Source organism: Amycolatopsis australiensis (genome assembly GCF_900119165.1).
GTDB lineage: Bacteria > Actinomycetota > Actinomycetes > Mycobacteriales > Pseudonocardiaceae > Amycolatopsis > Amycolatopsis australiensis.
This window is the reverse complement of the sequence record NZ_FPJG01000006.1, coordinates 6,230,606-6,252,414: the sequence shown is the minus strand read 5'-3', so window position 1 is coordinate 6,252,414 and position 21,809 is coordinate 6,230,606. Positions and strand designations below refer to the sequence as shown.

The 21,809-nt window shown below is 74.1% G+C and carries 18 protein-coding genes; 12 read left to right on the top strand and 6 right to left on the bottom strand.

Annotated elements, in window-relative coordinates; all coding sequences use genetic code 11:
- The first annotated feature begins 26 nt into the window (after positions 1-26).
- Genes BT341_RS30535 through BT341_RS30525 form a run of 3 tightly spaced genes read left to right on the top strand, consistent with a single transcriptional unit; the run spans position 27 to position 5,413 of the window.
- The gene (locus tag BT341_RS30535; RefSeq protein WP_072479558.1) at positions 27-2,417 is read left to right on the top strand and encodes a ricin-type beta-trefoil lectin domain protein; all 2,391 of its coding nucleotides are present in this window, start codon (positions 27-29) and stop codon (positions 2,415-2,417) included.
- A gap of 28 nt (positions 2,418-2,445) precedes the next feature.
- The gene (locus BT341_RS30530; protein WP_084743035.1) at positions 2,446-3,912 is read left to right on the top strand and encodes an arabinofuranosidase catalytic domain-containing protein; all 1,467 of its coding nucleotides are present in this window, start codon (positions 2,446-2,448) and stop codon (positions 3,910-3,912) included.
- 31 nt (positions 3,913-3,943) lie between these two features.
- Entirely contained in the window at positions 3,944-5,413 is a 1,470-nt protein-coding gene (locus tag BT341_RS30525; protein WP_072479556.1) for an endo-1,4-beta-xylanase, read from the top strand.
- A 114-nt stretch (positions 5,414-5,527) separates the two neighbouring features.
- Here the strand turns inward: BT341_RS30525 and BT341_RS30520 are convergent, their stop codons facing one another.
- The gene (locus BT341_RS30520; protein ID WP_483860502.1) at positions 5,528-6,235 is read right to left on the bottom strand and encodes a TetR/AcrR family transcriptional regulator; all 708 of its coding nucleotides are present in this window, start codon (positions 6,233-6,235) and stop codon (positions 5,528-5,530) included.
- A 108-nt stretch (positions 6,236-6,343) separates the two neighbouring features.
- Between BT341_RS30520 and BT341_RS30515 the strand changes: the two genes are divergently transcribed.
- Together BT341_RS30515 and BT341_RS45560 are read left to right on the top strand one after the other, a co-directional pair.
- Entirely contained in the window at positions 6,344-6,988 is a 645-nt protein-coding gene (locus tag BT341_RS30515) for an RNA polymerase sigma factor (protein WP_072479554.1), read from the top strand.
- Entirely contained in the window at positions 6,985-7,131 is a 147-nt protein-coding gene (locus tag BT341_RS45560) for a hypothetical protein (protein ID WP_177328927.1), read from the top strand. Before BT341_RS30515 ends, BT341_RS45560 begins: the two co-directional genes overlap by 4 nt.
- On the opposite strand, the gene BT341_RS30510 is transcribed toward BT341_RS45560, so the two are convergent.
- From BT341_RS30510 to BT341_RS30500, 3 genes are all read right to left on the bottom strand, one after another.
- On the bottom strand, positions 7,125-7,886 hold the full coding sequence (locus BT341_RS30510) for a GAF and ANTAR domain-containing protein (protein WP_072479553.1): 762 nt from the start codon (positions 7,884-7,886) through the stop codon (positions 7,125-7,127). The two genes, BT341_RS45560 and BT341_RS30510, sit on opposite strands and share 7 nt — an antisense overlap.
- A gap of 196 nt (positions 7,887-8,082) precedes the next feature.
- The gene (locus tag BT341_RS30505) at positions 8,083-8,445 is read right to left on the bottom strand and encodes a hypothetical protein (RefSeq protein ID WP_072479552.1); all 363 of its coding nucleotides are present in this window, start codon (positions 8,443-8,445) and stop codon (positions 8,083-8,085) included.
- Positions 8,446-8,563: 118 nt separating this feature from the next.
- On the bottom strand, positions 8,564-9,634 hold the full coding sequence (locus tag BT341_RS30500) for an MFS transporter (protein ID WP_245805157.1): 1,071 nt from the start codon (positions 9,632-9,634) through the stop codon (positions 8,564-8,566).
- Between the two features lie 90 nt (positions 9,635-9,724).
- Between BT341_RS30500 and BT341_RS30495 the strand changes: the two genes are divergently transcribed.
- Both BT341_RS30495 and BT341_RS30490 read left to right on the top strand, forming a co-directional pair.
- Positions 9,725-10,273, top strand: coding sequence for a TetR/AcrR family transcriptional regulator (locus BT341_RS30495; RefSeq protein WP_072482267.1), 549 nt, complete (start codon positions 9,725-9,727; stop codon positions 10,271-10,273).
- A gap of 87 nt (positions 10,274-10,360) precedes the next feature.
- Positions 10,361-11,749 carry a serine hydrolase domain-containing protein gene (locus BT341_RS30490; RefSeq protein WP_072479551.1) on the top strand — a complete coding sequence of 463 codons (1,389 nt, stop codon included), beginning with the start codon at positions 10,361-10,363 and terminating at the stop codon, positions 11,747-11,749.
- 62 nt (positions 11,750-11,811) lie between these two features.
- Here the strand turns inward: BT341_RS30490 and BT341_RS45555 are convergent, their stop codons facing one another.
- Positions 11,812-11,982 (bottom strand): hypothetical protein, encoded by a 171-nt coding sequence (locus tag BT341_RS45555; RefSeq protein ID WP_177328926.1) that lies wholly within the window; start codon positions 11,980-11,982, stop codon positions 11,812-11,814.
- A 132-nt stretch (positions 11,983-12,114) separates the two neighbouring features.
- Between BT341_RS45555 and BT341_RS30485 the strand changes: the two genes are divergently transcribed.
- From BT341_RS30485 to BT341_RS30465, 5 genes are all read left to right on the top strand, one after another.
- Positions 12,115-13,638, top strand: coding sequence for a PucR family transcriptional regulator (locus tag BT341_RS30485; protein ID WP_072479550.1), 1,524 nt, complete (start codon positions 12,115-12,117; stop codon positions 13,636-13,638).
- Positions 13,639-13,827: 189 nt separating this feature from the next.
- Complete coding sequence (locus BT341_RS30480) at positions 13,828-15,081, top strand: NAD(P)/FAD-dependent oxidoreductase (protein WP_072479549.1); 1,254 nt, start codon at positions 13,828-13,830, stop codon at positions 15,079-15,081.
- 32 nt (positions 15,082-15,113) lie between these two features.
- Complete coding sequence (locus BT341_RS30475) at positions 15,114-15,599, top strand: GreA/GreB family elongation factor (protein ID WP_072479548.1); 486 nt, start codon at positions 15,114-15,116, stop codon at positions 15,597-15,599.
- A 115-nt stretch (positions 15,600-15,714) separates the two neighbouring features.
- On the top strand, positions 15,715-19,968 hold the full coding sequence (locus BT341_RS30470; protein ID WP_072479547.1) for a cation-translocating P-type ATPase: 4,254 nt from the start codon (positions 15,715-15,717) through the stop codon (positions 19,966-19,968).
- A 156-nt stretch (positions 19,969-20,124) separates the two neighbouring features.
- Complete coding sequence (locus BT341_RS30465) at positions 20,125-21,321, top strand: acyl-CoA dehydrogenase family protein (RefSeq protein WP_072479546.1); 1,197 nt, start codon at positions 20,125-20,127, stop codon at positions 21,319-21,321.
- Positions 21,322-21,371: 50 nt separating this feature from the next.
- On the opposite strand, the gene BT341_RS30460 is transcribed toward BT341_RS30465, so the two are convergent.
- The gene (locus BT341_RS30460; RefSeq protein WP_072479545.1) at positions 21,372-21,779 is read right to left on the bottom strand and encodes a (R)-mandelonitrile lyase; all 408 of its coding nucleotides are present in this window, start codon (positions 21,777-21,779) and stop codon (positions 21,372-21,374) included.
- Between the last annotated feature and the right edge of the window lie 30 nt (positions 21,780-21,809).

Here is a 21,809-nt window from a genome sequence, read left to right as displayed (position 1 = left end):
CCCCTTCGTCGGAAGCGAGAACAGCCATGCCCCGAACCCTGCTCCGGCGGGTGCGCACCGCGGCCGTCGCGGCGCTCGTCCTGGCCGGGTGCGTGGTGGCCGCCGCCGCGCCGGCCCAGGCCGCCACCTCGATCACGCTCGACGGCGCTTCGGCGGGCCGCACGTTCGACGGCGTCGGCGCGGTCAGCGGCGGCGGGGGCAACAGCCGCCTGCTGATCGACTACCCGGAGCCGCAGCGCGGCCAGATCCTCGACTACCTGTTCAAGCCCGGCTACGGCGCCGCCCTGCAGATCCTCAAGGTGGAGATGGGCGGGGACACGAACTCGACCAGCGGAGCGGAGCCCAGCCACGCCCACTTCCGCGGCGACCTCGACTGCGGCCGCGGCTACGAGTGGTGGATCATGGAACAGGCGAAGGCGCGCAACCCGGGCATCAAGCTGGTCGGCCTGCCGTGGGGCGCGCCGGGCTGGATCGGCAACGGCACGTTCTTCTCGAACGACCTGGTCGGCTACTACCTTTCGTGGCTCGGCTGCGCCAAGCAGCACGGGCTCACCATCGACTACCTCACGACCGTCCAGAACGAGAAGCAGTGGAGCGCCGACTGGACCGTCACCATGCGCAACGCGCTCAACGCCAACGGCTACAGCGCCGTGAAGATCATCTCCGGCGACTCGTGGCCGGGGGACTGGGGTCCGGCGAGCGCCATTTCGACGAACACGGCCTACCGCAACGCGACCGACGTGCTCAGCGCCCATTACACCTGCGGCTACCTCAGCGCGCAGACCTCCTGCGGCGTGCCGTCCGACGTCGTCGGTACCGGCAAGACGCTGTGGTCGAGCGAAAACGGCTCCCAGGACTACAACGACGGCGCCAAGCCGCTGGCCCGCGGCATCAACCGCGTCTACCTCGACGGCAAGATGACCGCCTACCTCAACTGGGACCTGATCGCCGCGACCACGCCGAACATCCCGTGGCCGACCGTCGGGCTGGTGCTGGCCAACCAGCCGTGGTCGGGCTCCTACGCGGTCGGCAAGGACACCTGGGCACTGGCGCACACGACGCAGTTCACCGCCCCGGGCTGGAAGTACCTCGACACCTCCAGCGGCTACCTCGGCGGGAACCGCGCCAACGGCAGCTCCGTCACGCTGAAGGCGCCGAACACCGGTGACTACAGCACGGTCATCGAGACGATGGACGCCGGCGCGGCCCAGACGCTGACCTTCACCACCACCGGCGGCCTGTCCACCGGCCCGGTGCACGTGTGGTCCACCGACCTCAACTCGAACAATCCGGCGGACTTCTTCGTGCACACGGCCGACGTCACCCCGTCCGGCGGGTCCTTCTCGCTGACCGTCCAGCCCGGGCGGCTCTACACCGTCACGACCACCACCGGCCAGGGCAAGGGCACCGCGACGAGCCCGCCGGCGGGCTCGCTGAACCTGCCCTACAGCGACGACTTCGACGGGTACGCGGCGGGCAAGGAGGCCCGGTACCTGATGGACATGGAGGGCGCGTTCGAGACGGCCGCCTGCGGTGCCGGCCGCGCGGGCATGTGCGTCCGGCAAGCCGCTCCGCAGAAGGCGATCCCCTGGAAGAAGGTGACCGATCCCTACGCGTTGCTGGGCAACGTGGCGTGGAGCAACTACACGGTCAACGCGGACGTGCTGCTGGAGAAGAGCGGGTACGCCGAGCTGATCGGCCGGGCCGGCTCGCAGGACACCGGCAACCAAGGCGCGCTGAACGCCTACTACCTGCGGGTCAGCGACACCGGGGCGTGGTCCATCCTGCGCAACAACACCAGCCAGCAGGTCACGACGCTGCGCAGCGGCACGACGGCGGCACTGGGCACCGGTCGCTGGCACCAGCTGTCGCTGGGCTTCTCCGGTGGCACCATCACCGCCGCCGTCGACGGGACCACGCTCGGGACGGTCACCGACACGACCTTCCCGGCCGGCCAGGCCGGGCTCGGCACCAGCCAGGGGGAGACCGCGCAGTTCGACAACCTCGCCGTCACCGGCGCGGGTGGCGGTTCGACCTCGGTGCTGCGCAACACGAACGCGGGCCGCTGCCTCGACGTCCCGAACGTGTCCCAGGCCAACGGCACGCAGGTGGCGCTGTGGGACTGCAACGGCGGCAGCAACCAGCAGTGGACGCTCACCTCCGGCAAGCAGATCCTGGTGTACGGCGCCAAGTGCCTCGACGCCGAAGCGGCGGGCACCGCACCCGGCACCAGGGCGATCATCTGGGACTGCACGGGCGGCGCCAACCAGCAGTGGACGGCGGGCACCGACGGCACGATCACCGGCGTCCAGTCCGGGCTGTGCCTCACCCCGAACGGCGGCGGCACCGGGAACGGCACCCCGGTCACCCTGCAGACCTGCACCGGCGGCACGGCTCAGAAGTGGGCACGGAACTAGCACCTCACCCGGACGAAGGAGTTCGCTGATGGGCGCGAAAGCACGTTGGAGAAGGGCGCTGCCGGTCGCGGGAGCCGCGGTGGCGTTCGCCGTGGGCACGGTCGCCGGCCCGGCCGCGCCCGCGCAGGCCGCCACGCAGGGACCGTGCGACATCTACGCCGCGGGCGGAACCCCGTGCGTGGCCGCGCATTCCACCACGCGGGCGCTGTACGGCGCCTACAACGGCCCGCTGTACCAGGTCCGGCGGGCGTCGGACAACACGACCCGTGACATCGGGCTGCTCAGCGCGGGCGGGGTGGCGAACGCGGCGGCGCAGGACTCGTTCTGCGCCGGCACCACGTGCCTGATCACCGTCATCTACGACCAGTCCGGCCGGAACAACCACCTCACCCAGGCCCCGCCGGGCGGCTTCTCCGGCCCGGCGGCCGGCGGGTACGACAACCTGGCCAACGCCGCGGCCGCCCCGATCACCGTCGGCGGCCAGCGCGCCTACGGCGTCTTCGTGGCGCCCGGCACCGGTTACCGGAACAACAACGCGACTGGCACCGCCACCGGCGACCAGCCGGAGGGCATGTACGCGATCTTCGACGGCACGCACTACAACGGCGGCTGCTGCTTCGACTACGGCAACGCCGAGCGCAACAGCCACGACAACGGCAACGGCACGATGGAAGCCATCTACTTCGGCAACATCAAGGTCTGGGGCTACGGCACCGGCAACGGCCCGTGGATCATGGCCGACCTCGAGAACGGCCTGTACTCCGGCATCAACGCCGGCTACAACGCCAACGACCCCACCGTGAACCACCGGTACCTGACGGCGGTCCTCAAGGGCGAGCCCAACCACTGGTCGATCCGCGGCGGCGACGCGCAGTCGGGCGGACTGTCCACTCTCTACAACGGCGCGCGGCCCAACGTGGCGGGCTACAACCCGATGCGCAAGGAAGGCGCCATCATCCTCGGCACCGGCGGGGACAACAGCATCGGCTCGGCCGGCACGTTCTACGAAGGCGTGATGACCTCAGGCTACCCGTCGGACGCCACCGAGAACGCCGTGCAGGCCAACGTCGTCGCGGCCGGCTACGGCACCGGCGGTACCACCACCGGCACCGGGCCGCTGCACGCGGTGGGCGCGGGCAAGTGCCTGGCCGCGCCCAGCCCGGCCCAGGGCACGCAGGTGCAGATCGCCGGCTGCACCGGCCAGCCGAACCAGACCTGGACGCGCACTTCGGACGGCAGGCTGACGGCCACGCTCGGCGGATCGACGATGTGCCTGGACGCGTCCGGCCAGGGCACCAGCCCGGGCACGAAGGTGCTGACCTGGCCCTGCAACGGCCAGGCCAACCAGCAGTGGACGGTCAACTCCAACGGCACGGTCACCGGTGTCCAGTCCGGACTGTGCCTGGACGTCACCGGCGCCGCCACCGCGGACGGCACGCCGGTCGAACTGTGGACCTGCAACGGCGGCAGCAACCAGCAGTGGACGCTGGGCTGACCGCCCCCGCACCGACGAATCGAGGGTTGTCATGATCACGGGTTCACCCCCGCGACGGCGCGCCCGGGCGGCGCTCGCCGTCTTCGCGGCCGCCGGCCTTTCGGCGACCGTCTTGGTGCTCTCGCCCGGCGTCGCCGGCGCGGCGAGCACGCTCGGGGCCGCCGCGGCGCAGAGCGGACGGTACTTCGGTGCCGCGATCTCCACGAGCCACCTCGGCGAGGCGGCCTACGTCAGCACCTGGACCTCGGAGTTCAACGGCGTCACGCCCGAGAACGAGATGAAGTGGGACACGGTCGAGCCGAACCGGAACCAGTTCAACTTCGCCCCGGGCCAGCAGATCGTCAGCCAGGGCAGCAGCCACGGCATGAAGATCCGCGGGCACACGCTGGTCTGGTACCAGCAGCTGCCCGGCTGGGTCGGCGGCCTGGACGCGGGCAACCTGCGTTCGGCGATGCTCAACCACATCAGCCAGGTGGCCGGTCACTGGAAAGGCCAGCTGTACGCGTGGGACGTGGTCAACGAGGCGTTCGAGGAGAACGGCACCCGCCGTCAGTCGGTCTTCCAGCAGAAGCTCGGCGACGGCTACATCGAGGACGCCTTCCGCGCGGCCCGCGCGGCCGATCCGAACGCGAAGCTCTGCTACAACGACTACAACACCGACGGCGTCAACGCGAAGAGCACCGGCATCTACACCATGGTCCGCGACTTCAAGAGCCGCGGCGTGCCGATCGACTGCGTCGGCTTCCAGAGCCACCTCGGCTCGACCGCCACCCTGAGCAGCTACCAGGCGAACCTGCAGCGCTTCGCCGACCTCGGGGTCGACGTGCAGATCACCGAGCTGGACGTCGGCGGGTCCGGGTCGGCGCAGGCGAACGTGTACCGGCAGGTGACCCAGGCGTGCCTGGCGGTCTCCCGCTGCACCGGCATCACGGTGTGGGGCGTGACGGACAAGTACTCGTGGCGTTCGGGGGACACCCCGCTGCTGTTCGACGGCAACTACGGCAAGAAGCAGGCCTACACCGCCGTCCTCGACGCGCTCAACGCCGGCGGCAACCCCGGCGGCGGCGCAGGTGCCGGCCCGGTGCGTGCCGTCGCGTCGAACCGGTGCCTGGACGTGCCCGCGTCGGCGACCGCGGCCGGCACCGCGCTGGAGATCTGGGACTGCCACACCGGCGCGAACCAGCAGTGGACCCGGGCGAGCACCGGCGAGCTGACCGTCTACTCCGGAGACGCGAAACGCTGCCTGGGCACCGCGGGCGGCGGGGCGGTCGCGGGCACGGCGGCGGTCATCGCGACCTGCACCGGCGCCACGGGCCAGAAGTGGACGTTCGCCGCGAACGGCACCGTCACGAACGGCCAGTCGGGGCTGTGCCTGGACGTGAAGGGCGCGGCGACGGCGAACGGCACCGCCGTCATCGTCTGGACCTGCAACGGCGGCGCCAACCAGCAGTGGACCGGCCCGTCGGTGCCGAGCGGCGGGCCGACCCTGCTGTCCCGCTAGACAGCGGCCCGCTGATCGCGCCGAGATCGGACGCGATCAGCGGGCCGTCGCGCGGCTCGGTCCGCGCAGATGGCTCGGCCGCGTCCGCCGGAGCCCGGTTCGGACAGTGGGAGGTCAGCCGGGCGGCGAAGGCGGCTGCCGCCGTGGTGGCGGGGGCAGGGGGAGGTGCGGGTCGAGTTCGATGCCGCCCGCGCGCAGTGCGTCGTCGACGATGCGCCAGATCCAGCGGGTGAGCAGGTCGGTGAGCTGCGTTCTCGTGATGCCGCGCGGCTCTTCCAGCCATTGCGCGGCGCACGAGTCGACGAGGCCGACGACACCGAACGAAACGACGTCGGCGATGCGCGTGTCCAGCTGGAACGCGGTCAGGTAGAACTCGAACACCTGCGTGAGCTGGCGGGCGATGACGGTCTTGACGTCGGCGACGGCGTCCCGGCCCAGGTGCCCTTCGAGCTGGGAATGCCGGGTCAGGTAGCGGTACAGGTTGCCGTTTTCGGCGAGCCACCCGGTGTGCGCGTCGACCGCGACGGCGATCATCTGCATCGCGCTGCCCTGCGGCTCCCAGATCGGCAGCAGCGCCGTGGTGATCAGCTCGGTGGCCCGGTCGGCGATGGCGAGCTTCAGGTCGGTCGCGTCGTCGAAGTGCTTGTACAGCTGCGGACGGGCGACACCGGCGACGTCGGCGATGCGCCCGGTCGACACGTCGGGGCCGTGCTCGGCGATCGCCCGCAGGGCGGCGTCGACGAATTCGCGACGCCGGCGCTCGCGTTGTCCCGCCCAGCGTGCCGCGCGGCCGTCACCCGGAGGCGCCGAAGAGGACGTCACCTCCGGCACCATACCGGGAGCGGGGTAGGGCTTACACTTCTGTATCTGTTACTTTGGGCCCCGGTTCATCACGGAGAGTGCCGGACGTCGGGGGAGGCGGAGAACGCGATGTGGGATGCGGTGGACGACGGCCCGCCGGACGCTCGGCTGATCGCCGAGTTCCGCCGGGGCGACGCCGACGCGGGTGACCTGCTGTTCCGCCGGCACGCGGAACCCCTGCGCCGGATCGCCGCGGGCTGGGTCAGCCAGCCCGCCGAGCGCGACGACCTGGTGGCGGAGGCCTTCGCCTGTGTGCTCTCGGTGCTCCGCACCGGCGGCGGGCCGCGTGAGAACCTCCGGCCGTACCTGGTCGTGACGATGCGCAACCTGGCGGCCCGGTGGAGCCGCCAGCACGGGCGGGTCGAGCCCCACGCGGTGGTGCCGGGCACCGGCGAGACCGAGGGCGCCGACGACCTGGTGCTGCGGCGCTCGACCGACGAGCTGGTCCGGTCCGCGTTCCACACACTGCCGGCGCGCTGGCGGATGGTGCTGTGGAGCACGATCGCCGAAGGTCACACGGCGGCCGAGCTGGCCCCGGTGCTGGGCGTGTCGCCCAACGGCGTCGCCGCGCTGGCCGGCCGTGCCCGCGCGGGACTGCGGCAGGCGTACCTGCAAGCCCAGCGGCTGCCCGCCGCCGGAGAGCGCTCCTGCCCCGAAGCTCGCAGCCGCCTGGGCTCCTGGCTGCCGGGCCCGTCACACCAGGACCGCGCATGACCGAGACCGCGCCCGGCGCCGCGTCGGCGACCCCGATCTTCGACATGCTCGTCGCCGAAACCGGCTTGCGCTGGCCCGAAAGCGGCCTCGCCGACGCGCCGGAAGACGCCGAGCGGATCCGCGAGGGCCGCCCGGATCAGTAGGCGGGCAGGTCGATTTCGGTGTGCCGCGCCGCCAGCGTGCGCGCGACTTCGGCCAGCTTGACGTTCAAGTCCTGGGAAGTCCGCCGCAGCACGTCGAACGCCTCGTCCGCCGTGCTGCCGCGCCGGGCCATGATGATGCCCTTGGCCTGCCCGATCACGTCCCGGCTGTCGATCGCCTTGCGCAGGTTCGCGGCCTCCAGCTCGGCCCGCGTCACGGCGTCGGTGGTGGCGAGGGCGAGCGAGGCGTGGGTGGCCAGCAGCAGCAGGACGTCGCGGTCGGCGCCGTCGAGCCCGTTGGCGGCCCGGGAGTAGACGTTCAGCGCGCCGATGGAGCGTCCCGACGGCGGCCCGGGTATGAGCGCGGTGGAGACGACGGCGCGGACGCCGAGCTCGCTCGCCGCGGGAGCCCACCGGGGCCAGCGGGGTTCGTCGGCCAGGTCGGGCGCGACGGCCACGGCCGGCCCGCTGGGCACGGCGGCCTCGACACACGGCCCTTCCCGGAACCGGTACTGCAGGACGTCCAGCTCGGTGGCCACGTCGCCGGTCTGGGCGGGGGTGTGGAACCGGCCGTCGGTGCCGATCACCGTGAAGCTCGCCAGGTCGGCCGCGGGGACGAGCACCTTGGTGGCTTCGAGGACGCGGTCGAGCACGTCTTCCACCGTGGGCGCGGCGAGCAACGCGGTGGTCAGCCGGGCGAACTGCCGGGCCGTGGTGTCGTCCTCGGCGCTCGTTCTGCCGTCCTGCGTACCGGTCATGCCGTTCTCCTCGCTGCCTCGGCGGAGGACGGCTGCCTGCTCAACCATCGCGACGACCCACTCAACCACACGGGCCGCCACCGGTCGACTGTATGCGGCGGCGCCACCGGACAGGTTCGGGGGCCGAGGTTTCGCGGGGGCGAGGCGGGGTACGGGTGTCGCGGGTCTGGATCTCTCGTACGAGTTCTGTTCGGACCTAGACCCCGCCGGCTCTAACAGAAGGGCCGGCGGGGTCGCCCGGACCCTCGGGCGGGGACGCGAAGGCGTGGCCGCCCTCGTGCCCGGCCGGACAGCCGCAGCCGTCGGCCCGCGCCGCCCCGGTCTCGTCCGCGGCGGCTTCCCCGCAGGACGGAATCCGCTGCAGGACGCGCCGTCCTGGCCACCAGCGCAGCCACCACTCGTCACCGCCGGTCCTGGCGGCGTGCTCCTGCCCGTGGTCGGCGACCAGGACGCACTCGAGCACCCGGTCCGCGGCCCGTCCGGAGAGCCCGCGGATGGCCCCGGCTTCCCGATCGGACAGCACGACCTGCCGCGAGCACAGCTCGACACTCGTCGTCATGCGGCCAGCGTAGGCAGCGCGGCCGGACGGGCCACCCGGCGGTGGCCTCGGCGTGTCTACCGGCCGGGACCGAAGCGGGGATGGAGCTGGCTCCACGCGGCCAACGCCACGAGCCCGGTCAACCCGAACACAGCCCCAGCCCCACGACCGACGCCGCCGCGCCGGCGATCGGCGATGCCGCCGTCTGGCCGATGCCCAGGCCGACGAACGACCAGGTCACCCCGCGGGCCGGCCGCTCCGGGAACACGCGTGCCGCCCACAGGATGCACAGTCCCGTCAGCGCCATGTACGTCACGCCGAACAACGCGCCCGACACCAACGCTCCCGCCAGTCCCGGGTCCGGCAGGCCGAGCATCGCGATCCCCGCCGCCGCCAGGGTCCACGCGGCCAGGTTCGCCGCCCGGAGGCCGGCGCGTTCCGCGACGCGCCCGGCCAGGCCGCCGAGCAGGCCCGCCACGCCGATCATCGCCCAGCACCAGGTCGCCGCGACCGGGCTGAGGCCCGCGCCGGTGAGCCGGGAACTCGAAAACGTCCAGTACGGCGCGCTCGTCAGTCCGATCAGGACGGAATTGAGCACCAGCGGTGCCACGCCACGGGAAGCGCCGGTGACCACGCCCGCGGGCGGGGTCCGGGGCAGCGTCCGCCAGGCGGCCAGCGTCAGCCCCGCGCCCAGCACCGCGAACGCGCCCCAGATCGCCGGCCAGCCGAAGGCCAGCAGCGGCGTGAACGCCGACGCCGCCAGCCCGAGCCCGGTCCCCGTGTTGGCCCACGTCTGCGCCCGGTCCCGGGCGCGCCCGCCGACGGTTTCGCCGATGACCTGCGCGACGCCGGGCGACACGAGCCCGGCGCCCGCGCCCGCGACGAAGATGCCGCCGCCGAACACCGCCACGTCCGGGGCCGAGGCCATGATCGCCAGCCCGGCGGTGGCGGCCGCCGCGGCCGAAACCACCGTGCCGCGGGCCGAACGCGCCGAGATTCCCGGCGACAGCAGCAGCCCGGCGCCGTACCCCGCGGTCGAGAGCCCGCCGAGGACGCCGACCGTGACCGTCGTGAGCCCGAACGTCTCGGTGAACCGGGGCACGAACAACCCGTACGCGTAGCGGGCGAACCCGTAGCACAGGGCGATTACGCCCGCGCCCGCCGCCGCTGTCGGCCACCAGCGGGTCTCCTGCGCCGTCGTGACTGCCATGCCGTCCACCAAACAGACAGGTCTGTATGATGTCAAGCGAGAGCGGTGGAACCGCAGCTGGACATTCAGACCGATCGGTACGGAGGCGACGTGGCGAAGACCCGCCCGGGCGATGCGGCGGCGAAGGTGCTCAACGCGGCGTCGGCGTTGTTCTACCGCGACGGCATCCACGCGGTGGGCGTCGACACGGTCGCCGCCGAGGCCGGCGTGACGAAGGCGGCCCTGTACGGCAACTTCGGCTCGAAGAGCCGCCTGGTCGTCGCCTACCTGCGTGAGCGCGACCGGCGCTGGCAGGAGGAGATCGACGCGATCACGGCCGGGCACGACGACCCGCGCGAGCGCGTCCTGGCGGTGTTCGACGCGTACGAGGCCTGGCTGTCCCGCGACGGCTTCCGCGGCTGCGCGTTCCTCAACGCGACCTCGGAGTTCCCCGATCCCGGCGACCCGGTCCGGGAAGTGGTCCGCCACCACAAGACGGCGTTGCGCGGCTACCTCGCGGCCCAGCTCGAACGCCTGGGTTCCGGCCGCGCCGACGAGCTGATGCTCCTGCTGGAGGGAGCGGCCGTCCAGTCGGTCGTCGCCCAGGACGCCCGGCCGTTCCACGTGGCGAAGCGGCTCGCCGAGTCGCTCGTCGCCTGAAGCTCGTCACCGCGGACCAACTTCGCGCCGGGGAGTCGTCGCTGTCGACGAACACACCCGGCCGCCGCGTTCCTAGCATCGTGACGCATGGCCGACCTTCAGGACATCGATGCCTGGCTCACCGAGCACCTGCCCTCGTTGCTGGACAAGCACTCCGTCCCCGGTGCGGCGTGGGCCGTGCTCCAGGGTGACCGGATCGCCGACGGCGCGAGTGGCGTGCTGAACACCGCCACCGGCGTGACGGCGACGGCGGACTCGCTCTTCCAGATCGGGTCCATCACCAAGCTGTGGACCAGCACGCTGGTCATGCAGCTGGTGGACGAGGGCAGGATCGGCCTCGACCGGCCCGTCCGGACCTACCTGCCCGAGTTCCGCGTCGCCGACAAGACGGCCGCGGAAGCGATCACCGTGCGGCAGCTGCTGAACCACACCGCCGGGTTCGAAGGCGACATCTTCACCGACACCGGGGTGGGCGACGACTGCCTGGAGAAGTTCGTCCGGTTGCTGCGGGACGTGCCCCAGCTGTTCCCGCCCGGCGAGCGGTTCTCCTACAACAACGCCGGGTACTGCGTGCTCGGCCGGCTCGTCGAGGTGCTGCGGGGACAGCCGTACGACACGTGCCTGCGCGAGCACCTCGTGCGCCCGCTCGGGCTCACGCACGTGGCCACCGGCCCGTACGAGGCGATCATGTTCCGCGCCGCGATGGGGCACGTCGAAGCCGGGCCGGACGCCGGCGTCGTGCCCGCGCCGGTGTGGGCCATGGCCCGGTCCAACGCCCCGGCGGGGTCGATGCTCGCGATGCGGCCGCGGGACCTGGTGACGTTCGCGCGCATGCACCTCGAAGACGGGCGGTCCGCCGACGGCACCGCGGTGCTGGCGCCCGGGACCGCCGCCCGGATGCACGCGCGCGAGGTCGACCTGCCCGACCTCGGGCTGATGGGCACGTCGTGGGGCCTGGGCTTCGAGCGGTTCGACACGCCGGCGGGGCAGATCATCGGCCACGACGGCAGCACCATCGGCCAGCACGCGTTCCTGCGGATCGTGCCCCAGGCGGGCGTGGCGGTGGCGCTGCTGACCAACGGCGGCGACGTCGTCTCGCTCTACCGCGAAGTCGCCGGCCACGTCCTCGGCGCGCTCACCGACGTGACGCTGCCCGCGCTGCCGGTGCCGCCGGCGAACCCGCCGCGGATCGACGCCGCACGCTACCTCGGCACCTATTCGGCCCGGGTCTTCGACCTCACGGTCAGCCAGGACGAGGACGGGCGGATCTGGCTCGAGCAGGTCCCGAAAGGGGAGTTCGTGGAGCTGGGCGGACAGGTCGAGCGGACCGAGCTCGTCGCGTACCGCGAGGACATGCTGATCCCGGTGCAGGCCGACCGGGGGATGCACATGCCGCACGCCTTCCTCGGCGACGACGGCACCGGACACGCGCTCTACCTGCACCTCGGGCGGGCCGTGCGCCGCGCCGGCCGCTGACCGGCGCCCGTGTGAGCCGGGCGTCGGGCGCGCCGGCTCACACGGACTCGGGGGAAGGGCTCTCAGTGCGGTGGGTCGCCGGCGCACGGGCCGGGGCGCTCCTGGCCGCGCAGCCGGGCCACGTCCCGGGCGTAGCCGGCCGCGACCCGCATCAGCATGTCGCGTTCGACGCGCAGCAGGGCGTTCTCCTTGCGCAACCAGGCCAGGTCGTCGTCCGGCTCCTCGGTGGTCATGCGCCCTCCCGGTTCGATGCTGGTCCGCTGCCAGGATGACTCCGCGGCCCGGCGCCGTGATTGTCGGAACGGCACAATCACGCGCGGGTATCGTGTCGGTTTCCGACAACGCGGCCGGGTCGAGGAGCGCAGATGGTCAGGTTGGACCGGCTGGTCAACGTGCTCGGCGGGTACGGGCTGCGGCTGGCGCGCTGCCCGGTCCCGCGGTCCACGGAACTGGGCAGCGTGGTCCTGCCCGAGGAGATCGGCGGCCGGGCCGTGGCCGGTGACGTGCTCCTCGCCGTCGGCGCGGGCTCGGTCGGCCAGGCGGTGGAGTGGGCGGTGGCCGCGCGGGCGGCGGTCGTCCTGGTCCGCGGCCGGGACGACCCCGGCGACGGCGCCGAGCGGCCCGTCGCGGTGGTGCTCGTCGATCCGGCGGTGTCCTGGAGCGCGGTGACCGCGGTCGTCCACGGCCTGGTCCTGGAGGGCCGGGAGACGGAGTCCGGCCGCGGTCCGACGGACCTGTTCGCGCTGGCCGACAGCCTCGCCGAGGCGGTCGGCGGCGCGGTGACGATCGAGGACCGCCTGTCGCGGGTGCTGGCCTACTCCCGGCAGCAGCAGCACGCCGACCGCGCACGGGCCGAGACGATCCTCGGCCGCCAAGCGCCGGAGTCGCTGATGGCGCTGTTCGCCGGAGCGGGCGTGCTGGCGCACCTCGGCGCGTCGGACGAGCCGGTGTTCGTCCCCGCGGATCCCGGGCACGGGCTGAACGGGCGGATGGTCGTCGCCGTGCGTGCGGGCCGGGAGCTGCTCGGCTCGGTGTGGGTCGCCTGCCCGGAGCCGCTGGACGGGGCGCGGCGGACGGCCCTGACCGACGGCGCCCGCACGGCGGCCCTGCACTTGCTGCGCTCCCGCGCCAGCGCGGACCTGGAACGGCAGGTGGAGACGGACCTGGTGCTGCGCCTGCTGGAGGGCACGGCGGACGCGGCGGTCGTGGTGAGCAGGCTGGGGCTGCCGCCGGGGCCGGTGCGGGTGATCGCGGTCCGCGCCGACCTGACCGGGCAGGAGCGGCACGCGGCCCTGCTGCTGGCCTTCGACCGGGCGACGACGGGTTTCGGCTGGTCCCGGCCGGGCCGCAGCGCGCTGGCGGCCGACAGCCTGTACACGGTGCTGCCGGGGGAGGACGTCGACGCCGCGCGAGGCTGGATCGGCTCGCTGCGCGCCGCGGTCGAACCCCGCGTGACCCTGTGCGCGGGCATCAGCGCGCCGGCCGAGCCCGGGGAGCTGCCCGCGGCCCGGCGCGAGGCGGACGAGTGCCTGGCGCTGCACGAAACGCGGCACGCCGACCGGCTGCCGCCGGCGTACGAGGAGTCGTGGGACGACATCCTGCTGCAGCGCCTGCGCGCCGCGGCGCGGTCGGGCCGGGCGCCGGCCCGCGGCCCGGTGGCCGAACTGCGCCGGCACGACACCGGGCACGGCACCCGGTACGTCGACACGCTCCGGGCATGGCTGCACGCCCAGGGGGATCCGGCCGAGGCCGGGAAGCGGCTCGGCGTCCACGAGAACACCGTGCGCTACCGGCTGCGGAAGATGACCGAGCTGACCACCCTCGACCTGCGTGACGGCGGCAAGCGGCTCGCCCTGGTCATCGAGCTGGCCGCGCTCGACCGCTCCTGAACCCGTCCTGTCGGATCCGACAAAACCCGGCGCCGGGGTTGTCGGCTTCCGATAACCGGCGGCGGGAGCCACGGCTGCACAGTGGCGGTTGCCGGGCACCGCCGCCCGGAACGGCCGTCAGGGCGGCCGGCCCCTCCCAACGCGAGCCGCCCTGACGGCACCGGCCGTGACGAGCGAGTGGAGGCAGACGTGGACACCATCGGCGAGAGCCCCCGTTCGGTCGTCGTGGTGGGTGCGGGCGTCGTCGGTTTGTCGACCGCGTGGTTCCTGCAGGAACGCGGCGTCGCGGTGACGGTCGTCGACCGCGCCCGGGTCGCGGCCGGCGCGTCGTGGGGCAACGCCGGCTGGATCTCGCCCGGGCTGGCGATCCCGCTCAACGAACCGGCCGTCCTGCGCTACGGCGTGCGCGCGCTGTTCGACCGGCAGGCACCGCTGCACGTTCCGGCGACCCCCGACCCCCGCCTGTGGGCGTTCCTGGCGAAGTTCGCCGCGCACTGCACCCACCGGTCCTGGGACCGTGCGGTGCGGGCGAACATGCCGCTCAACGAGGAGTGCCGGGAGGCGTTCGACGTGCTCACCGCGAACGGCGTCGACGCACCCACGATCGAGGCACCGATCACGGCGGTGTTCGAGACCGCCGCGCGGGCGGGCGTGCTCCGGCGCGAGCTGGACCGGCTCGCCGCGGCCGGGCAGGACGTCGAGTACACGACCCTCGGTCCCGCCGCCGTCCGGCAGCTGCTGCCGCAGGTGAGCGGCCGGATCACCGCGGGTGTCGCGGTGCACGGCCAGCGGTACGCGGACCCGGGCTGGTTCACCGAGTCGCTGGCGCGCTCGGTCGTGCGCCGCGGCGCGACCATCCGGCACGGCTTCGACGTCCGGTCGGTGCACCGGCACCGGCACGCGTTCACCGTGCGCTCGGCCACCGACCAGTCCGTGTCGGCGAACGCCGTGGTCCTGGCGACGGGCGCGTGGCTGAACCGGCTCGGCCGGACGTGGGGCGTCACCGTCCCGGTACGGGCCGGCCGCGGGTACTCGTTCACCGTGCCGACCGACCGGCCGGTGCCGGGCCCGGTCTACCTGCCGGACATCCGCGTCGCGTGCACGCCGTACCACGGTGGCCTGCGGGTCGGCGGGACGATGGAGTTCCGCGGCCCGGACGCCCCGCCCGACCCGGCCCGCGTCGAGGCGATCATCGCCTCGGCCCGGCCGCTGCTCACCGGCGTCCGCTGGGAAGACCGCACCGGCGAATGGGTCGGGCCGCGCCCGGTGAGCGCCGACGGACGGCCGCTCATCGGCGCCGCGGCCGAACCCGGCGTCTACGTCGCGGGCGGCCACGGCATGTGGGGACTGACCCACGGCCCGATCACCGGACGGCTGCTCGCGGAGCAGATCACGACGGGCAAGCAGCCGGAAGCGTTGCGGGTCTTCGCCCCCACCCGCTGAGCCCTGTTCCTGCGCACCGAGGAGTAGACGTCATGGCCGGTTCGAGCAGCGCGCAGACCTGGCTGACCCCGGAAGCCCACGAGCGGCTCCGGGCGGAACTGGCCGGGTTGCTCCGGGCGGAGGCCGCGGACAGCGGCCCGGAGGACCCGGACCGGTACGTCGAGGCCCGGCACCGCCGGGCCCGCATCCGGCACCTCCGGGACCTGGTGCACCACGCGGTGGTCGGCGAGGACCCGCCGGACGACGGAATCGCCGAGCCGGGCATGGTGCTGACGGTGCGCTACGACGACGACGGCACGACGGAGACGTTCCTGCTGGGCTTGGGCGACGACGCCGGGAGCGCCGACCTGGAGGTGTACTCGCCGCATTCGCCGCTGGGGCTGGCGCTCGGCGGGGCCCGCCGTGGCGAGCGGAGGTCGTACCGGGTGCCCAGCGGCGGGACGGTCCGGGTGACGCTGCTCGACGCCGCGCCTTACGGCCGCCATCGCGAGCGTGCCGCGGAGTTCGCCGAGGGCTGACGGCCGCCCGGACGCGACGACCGGCCGGCACGGACGGGTGGCCGGGCCGCGCCCGGGTTTGACCGCCGCGTTCCCGGGAATGCCACCGGGGAACGGTCGCCCGGCGGAGGTTGGTGTGCTCGGAGCTCTTCTCGCGGTACCCAAAGCCGCGCTGACCCTGGCCCTCGCCGGGCCGGTTCTCGTGACCCAGCAGGCCAGGAAAGCCGTCGCCGCGCTCACCCCGCTCGCCGGTGAACTGGCGTCCGCCGCCGCCGGGGCCGCCGGGGAAGCGACCACCACCAGCAGCCGTACCGCCGTGCGGGCCGCGCGGGTCGTGCGCAACGCCGCCGGCTCGCGCACCGCCGTCTGGCGCGCCGGGCGGCGGCTGCACGTGCCGCTGCGGCCCGCCGGCGACGCGGGCCGTCCCGACGGGCACGCCTTCGCCGCGCAGGTGGCCGCGCACGCCGACGTCGCCGGGGCGTACTGGGACGGCGGACTCGGCAGCGTCGTCGCGTACCTCGCCGAAGACGCCGTCACGGCCGAAATCGTCGACTGGATCGAAGTCCACAGTGGACACCATGGACTGACCCCGGCCGAGCCCGGCGACTGCGCCCCGGCACACCCCGGCGACACCTACGGCGTGCGGACGGCCGCCCTGGCACTGGCCATGGACGTCGCCGGGCTCGGCGTCTCCGTCGGCAGCCGCGCGGTGCGCGGCGGCCGGGTGCACGAAGCCGTCCGCGCGGCGGTGTCCGCGGCACGGGAGCACCCGGCCGTCCGGGCGGCGCTGGACGAGCGGTTCGGCTGGTACACCGCCGAACTCGTGCGGTCGGGCGTGTCCGCGGCGGTGCGCGGGCTGAGCCAGGACCCGGTCGAGCTGGCGCTGGACGCGGTCCTGCGCGCCGGCCAGCTCACCGAAGCGGTCGCGCGGCTCGCCGCCTTCGACGCCGTGCACGACGAGCTCTGCTCCCCGGACCGGCCCAGCCTCGGCGTGACACCGCCACCGCGGCGTGTCCGCGTCCCCATGGAGGACTACGCCCGCAACGCGGTCGGCGGCGGCTTGCTCGCCGCGCTCGCCGATCTGCTCGTGCGCCGCAACGCCCGCGAAGCCGCCGAAGCGTTCCTCGCGACGTCCCCCATGCCCGCCCGGTATGCCGACACCGCCTTCCACACCGCGCTGGGCACCGCGTTCGCCCGCGAAGGCGTGCTCGTCCGCGACCCGGACCGGCTCAAGGCCCTGAACACGGTCGACACCGTGCTGCTGCACGCCTGCGTCCTGCACGACGAGGACGGGCTCGACCCGCACGCCGAGGCCGTGCTGGACGCGGCCCGGCGCGCCGGCGCGCGGGTCGTCATCGCCGGGCCCGGCGCCCGCGACCGGCTCGGCGAGTTCGCCGCGCTCGCCGACGACGTGGTGAGCACCGGTGACGACGAGACGCTCGCCGGGCTGGTGACCCGCCTGCAGGACGAGGACCGGGTGGTGCTCGCCGTCGGGCGGCCGTCGCCGGGCTGCCTGCCGGGCTCGGACGACGTGGCCGGGCTGCTCGCCGCCGATCTCTGCGTCGCGCTGGCCGACCGGAACGCGCCGGTGCTGTGGGGCGCCGACCTCATCGTCCGGCCGGGCCTGATCGGCGTGTGGCGGGTGCTGCTGGCCGCGGCCGCCGCCCGCTCGACCGGCACGCGCGCCACCCGGGTCGCCACCGCCGCCGGCCTGATCGGCGGGCTGCTGCTGATGTCCGGCCGGCGTCCCGGCGCCCGGCGGCCCCTGCTCCCGGCGATGCCGCGGCTGGACCCGGTGGTGCTCGGCGGCGTGACCGGGCTGGGCCTGGGCTGGTTCGCCGCGCTGCGCGTAGCCGCGGCCCGGCCGCCGGCGGGCCGGGCCAGGGTCGCGTGGCACGAGCTGACCGCCGACGAAGCCGTCCGCCGGCTGGAAGCCGCGAAAGCCGACCCGACGCCGTGGGAACAGGCCGCGCGGCGGGTCCGCGCGGGCGCGGGCACGCTGGCCCGGCACCCGCTGGCGGCGCCGGTCCGGTTCGGCGCCGGGCTGGCCGCCGACGTGGCCGGCGAGCTGAACGATCCGCTCACGCCCGTGCTGGCGCTCGGCGCGGTGGCCTCCGCGGTGGTCGGCTCGCCGGTCGACGCGCTGCTGGTGGCCGCGGCGATGGGGCTCAACGCCGTGGTCGGCGGCGCCCAGCAGTTCCGCGGCCGCCGCGCGCTGGCCAAGCTGCGGGACGGCGAACGGCAGCGGGCGCGCCGCGCGGGCGGCCGGGTCGTCGACGCCCGGGAGCTGGCGCCCGGCGACCGGATCGAGCTGCGGGTCGGCGACGTCGTCCCGGCCGACGCCCGGCTGCTGTCCGGCGCCGGGCTCGAAGTCGACGAATCGGCGCTGACCGGCGAATCGCTGCCGGTCGCCAAGCAGCTCGACCCGGTGCCGGGCGCGCCGATCGCCGAGCGCAGCTGCCTGGTCTTCGCCGGCACCACGGTGGTCAGCGGCGAATGCACCGCAGTGGTCGTCGCGGTCGGCGCGGAGACCGTGGCGGGCCGCGCGGTCGAGCTGGCCACGCGCACCTCGGCCGCGGTCGGCATCCAGGCCCGGCTGCAGGACCTCACCCGCCGCGCCCTGCCCCTGACCATGCTGGGCGGCGCGCTCGTCACCGGGCTGGCCGCCGTGCGCGGCCGCCCGATGCGCCGTGCGCTGGCCGGCGGGGTGGCGATCGCGGTCGCCGCAGTGCCCGAAGGCCTGCCGCTCGTGGCCACGGTCGCGCAGCGGGCGGCGGCCCGCCGGCTGTCCGCCCGCGGTCTGCTGGTGCGCGCGCCTCGCGCGCTGGAAGCGCTGGGGCGCTTGGACGTCGTGTGTTTCGACAAGACCGGCACGCTGACCGAGAACCGGCTGCGCGTGGTGACCACGACCGGACCCGACGGCCAGGCGCGCGAGCCGGGTCCGGCCGACCCGGTGCTGCGCGCCGCCGCCCGCGCCTGCCCCGGCTCGCCGGAGGACCCGCACGTCCGCGCCCACGCCACGGACCGCGCCGTGCTGGACGCCGCCGGCCCGGACGCGGGCTGGACCGAGACCGCCGGCCAGCCGTTCGAAGCGAACCGCGGCTACTCGGCCGCGGTGGGGCACGAACCCGGCGGCGAGCCGATGCTGGTCGTCAAGGGCGCACCGGAGATCGTGCTGCCCGCCTGCGACGGCGGCGACGCCCTCGCGCCGGCCGGGGAATCGTTGGCGCGCAAGGGTTTGCGGGTGCTGGCGGTCGCCCGCCGCAAAGCCGTCGGCACCGATTTCGCGGTGAACGGCGACGCACTGGCCGATCTGGAGTTCCTCGGATTCGTCGGGCTGGCCGACACCCTGCGCGCCACCGCCGAGCCGCTGATCGGCGGCCTGCGCGCGGCCGGGGTCGCGCCGGTGATGCTCACCGGCGACCACCCCGACACGGCACGGGCCATCGCGACGTCACTCGGCTGGCCCGCCGACGCCCCGGTCGTCACCGGTGACGAGCTCGCCGCCCTCGACCGCGCGGGCCGGGCGGAGCTGCTGTCCGGTGCCGGAGTGATCGCGCGCGTCGCTCCCGAGCAGAAGCTGCAGGTCGTCGAGGCGCTGCGGGAGGCCGGGCGGGTGACCGCCATGGTCGGCGACGGCGCCAACGACGCGGCGGCCATCCGTGCCGCCGACGTCGGCATCGGCGTGCGCGCCCGCTCGTCCACCGCCGCCCGCACCGCCGCCGACGTCGCGCTGACCGGCGACGACCTGACCGTCCTGCTGGAGGCGCTGGCCGAGGGCCGCGCGCTGTGGCGCAGCGTGTCCGACGCCGTCGTCATCCTGGTCGGCGGCAACGCCGGCGAGATCGGCTTCTCGGTGCTGGGCACCCTGCTCTCGGGTGACTCGCCGCTCGGCACCCGCCAGCTGCTGCTGGTCAACCTGCTCACCGACCTGTTCCCGGCGATGGCGGTCGCGGTCACCCGCCCGGACGACGACGGCCGCGGCGGCCTCGGCGAGGGCCTGTCCCGCGCCATCACCAGCCGCGGCGTGACGACCGGCGTCGGCGCGGCGACGGCGTGGCTGATCGGCCGGTACACCCCGGGCACCGTGCGCCGGACGAGCACGATGGCCCTGTGCGGGCTGGTGGGCACCCAGCTGGCCCAGACCCTGCGCGGCCGCCTGCGCAGCCCGCTCGTGGTGGGCACGGCGGTCGGGTCCGCGCTCGCCTTGGCGGCGATCGTGCAGACGCCGGGGGTGAGCCAGTTCTTCGGCTGCACCCCGCTGGGCCCGCTCGCCTGGGCCGGCGTGGGCGCGGGCGTCGCGGTCGGCGCGGCGACGTCGTCCCTTCCCATCTGGGGCGGGACGCGGCAACCCGGGAACGAGCGGTCCCAGCGCGCGGACTCCCGTTGACACTGCGCGACCGGCTCGGTGTACTCGGGATCGAGGAAGGCGTCCGCCGCCGGACCGCCTGACGATTCCCGCCTGATCTCCCCGTGCCCGGGGTTCATCGCCGCGTGCGGTCCCGGGTCCCGGGCGATCGGTCCTGCCCGCGCACCGGAGGAAACCTTGACCACCACAGAAAAAACCGCCGCCGACTGGATCGCGGCCGCCCAGGACGTCGCCGCGAAGCTCGCCGTCGACGCCGTCGAGCGGGACCGCCGCAATGCCACGCCGTACGAGGAAGTCCGGCTGCTCAAGGAAGCCGGCCTGGTGACCCTGCTCGGCCCGCCCGAGCACGGCGGCGGCGGCCAGACCTGGGAAACCGCCTACCGGGTCACCCGGGAGATCGCCCGCGCGGACGGCTCGATCGGGCAGCTGCTCGGCTACCACTACCTGTGGGCTTGGGCGGCCCGGCTCGTCGCGACCGACGAGCAGATCGCGGCGGTCGAAGAACTGTACACGCGCAACAACTTCTTCTTCGGCGGCGCGGTCAACCCGCGCGACTCCGACCTGACCGTCACCGAGGACGGCGACGAGCTGGTCTACAACGGACACAAGTCGTTTTCCACCGGTAGCAGGGTTTCCGACCTGACTGTGCTCGAAGGCGTCCTGGACGGCACCGGCGACCACATCTTCGCCATCGTCCCGTCCGGCCAGGAGGGCATCGTCTTCCACGACGACTGGGACAACATCGGCCAGCGGCTCACCGAATCCGGCAGTGTCACGATCACCGACGTCCGCGTCCCGTGGGCGAGCGCCGCCGGGTACGTGGACCGGAAGTTCCGGCCGCTGACCTACAACACGCTCAACGTCCCGGCCATCCAGCTCGTGTTCACGAACTTCTACCTCGGCATCGCCCAGGGCGCACTGGCGGCGGGCCTGGAGTACACGCGCGACCGCACCCGCCCGTGGCCGTACGGCGGCGACGACAAGGAATCCGCGACGGAGGAGTGGTACATCCTCGACGGCTACGGCGACCTGCAGGCGAAGCTGTGGGCGGCGGAGGCGCTGACGGACAAGGCGGGCGCGGCGATTTCCCGGGTGCTGCACGCCCCGCGCGCGGATCTGACCCCGGAGGTCCGCGGCGAGCTGGCCGTCCTGATCGCGGCGGCGAAACAGCGCGTCATCGAGACGGGCCTGGAGATCGGGACGAAGATCTTCGAGCTGACCGGCGCCCGGGCGAGCGCGTCGAAGCACGGCCTGGACCGGTTCTGGCGCAACCTGCGCACGCATTCGCTGCACGACCCGGTGGCCTACAAGCGCCGCGAAGTCGGCGTTTACGCCCTGCGCGGCGAACTGCCGGAGCCGACCTGGTACACGTGACCGGTCGGCTCGCCGGGCCGCCGGCGTGCCGGCCGGCCCGGCCCGGAGTGTCAGCCCCGGTGCGCGGCCGCGTATTGCTCGTCCGTGACGGGCTCGAGCCACGTCGTGCCGTCCCCGCCTTGCTCGGGGGCTTCCAGCATGGCGATGTGGCTCAGGCACGTCGTGGTCGTGCCGCCGTGCCAGTGCTCCTCGCCGGGCGGGGTCCAGACCGTGTCGCCGGCGCGCATACGGATCACCTGGCCGTCACGGTTGACGACGAGGCCGGCGCCTTCGGTGACGTGGAGCGTCTGCCCGACGGCGTGGGAATGCCAGTGGGTGCGCGCGCCCGGCGTGAAGCGGACCAGGGACGCGACCAACCGCGACGGCGGCGAGGGTGTCTTGAGCATGGTCAGGTGGACGGCGCCGGTGAAGCGCTCGGCGGGCGCCCTGACGGTGTCGGCGAGGGGGATGAACTCCACGGTGTCGCTCCTGCGGGTCAGTTGCGGTAG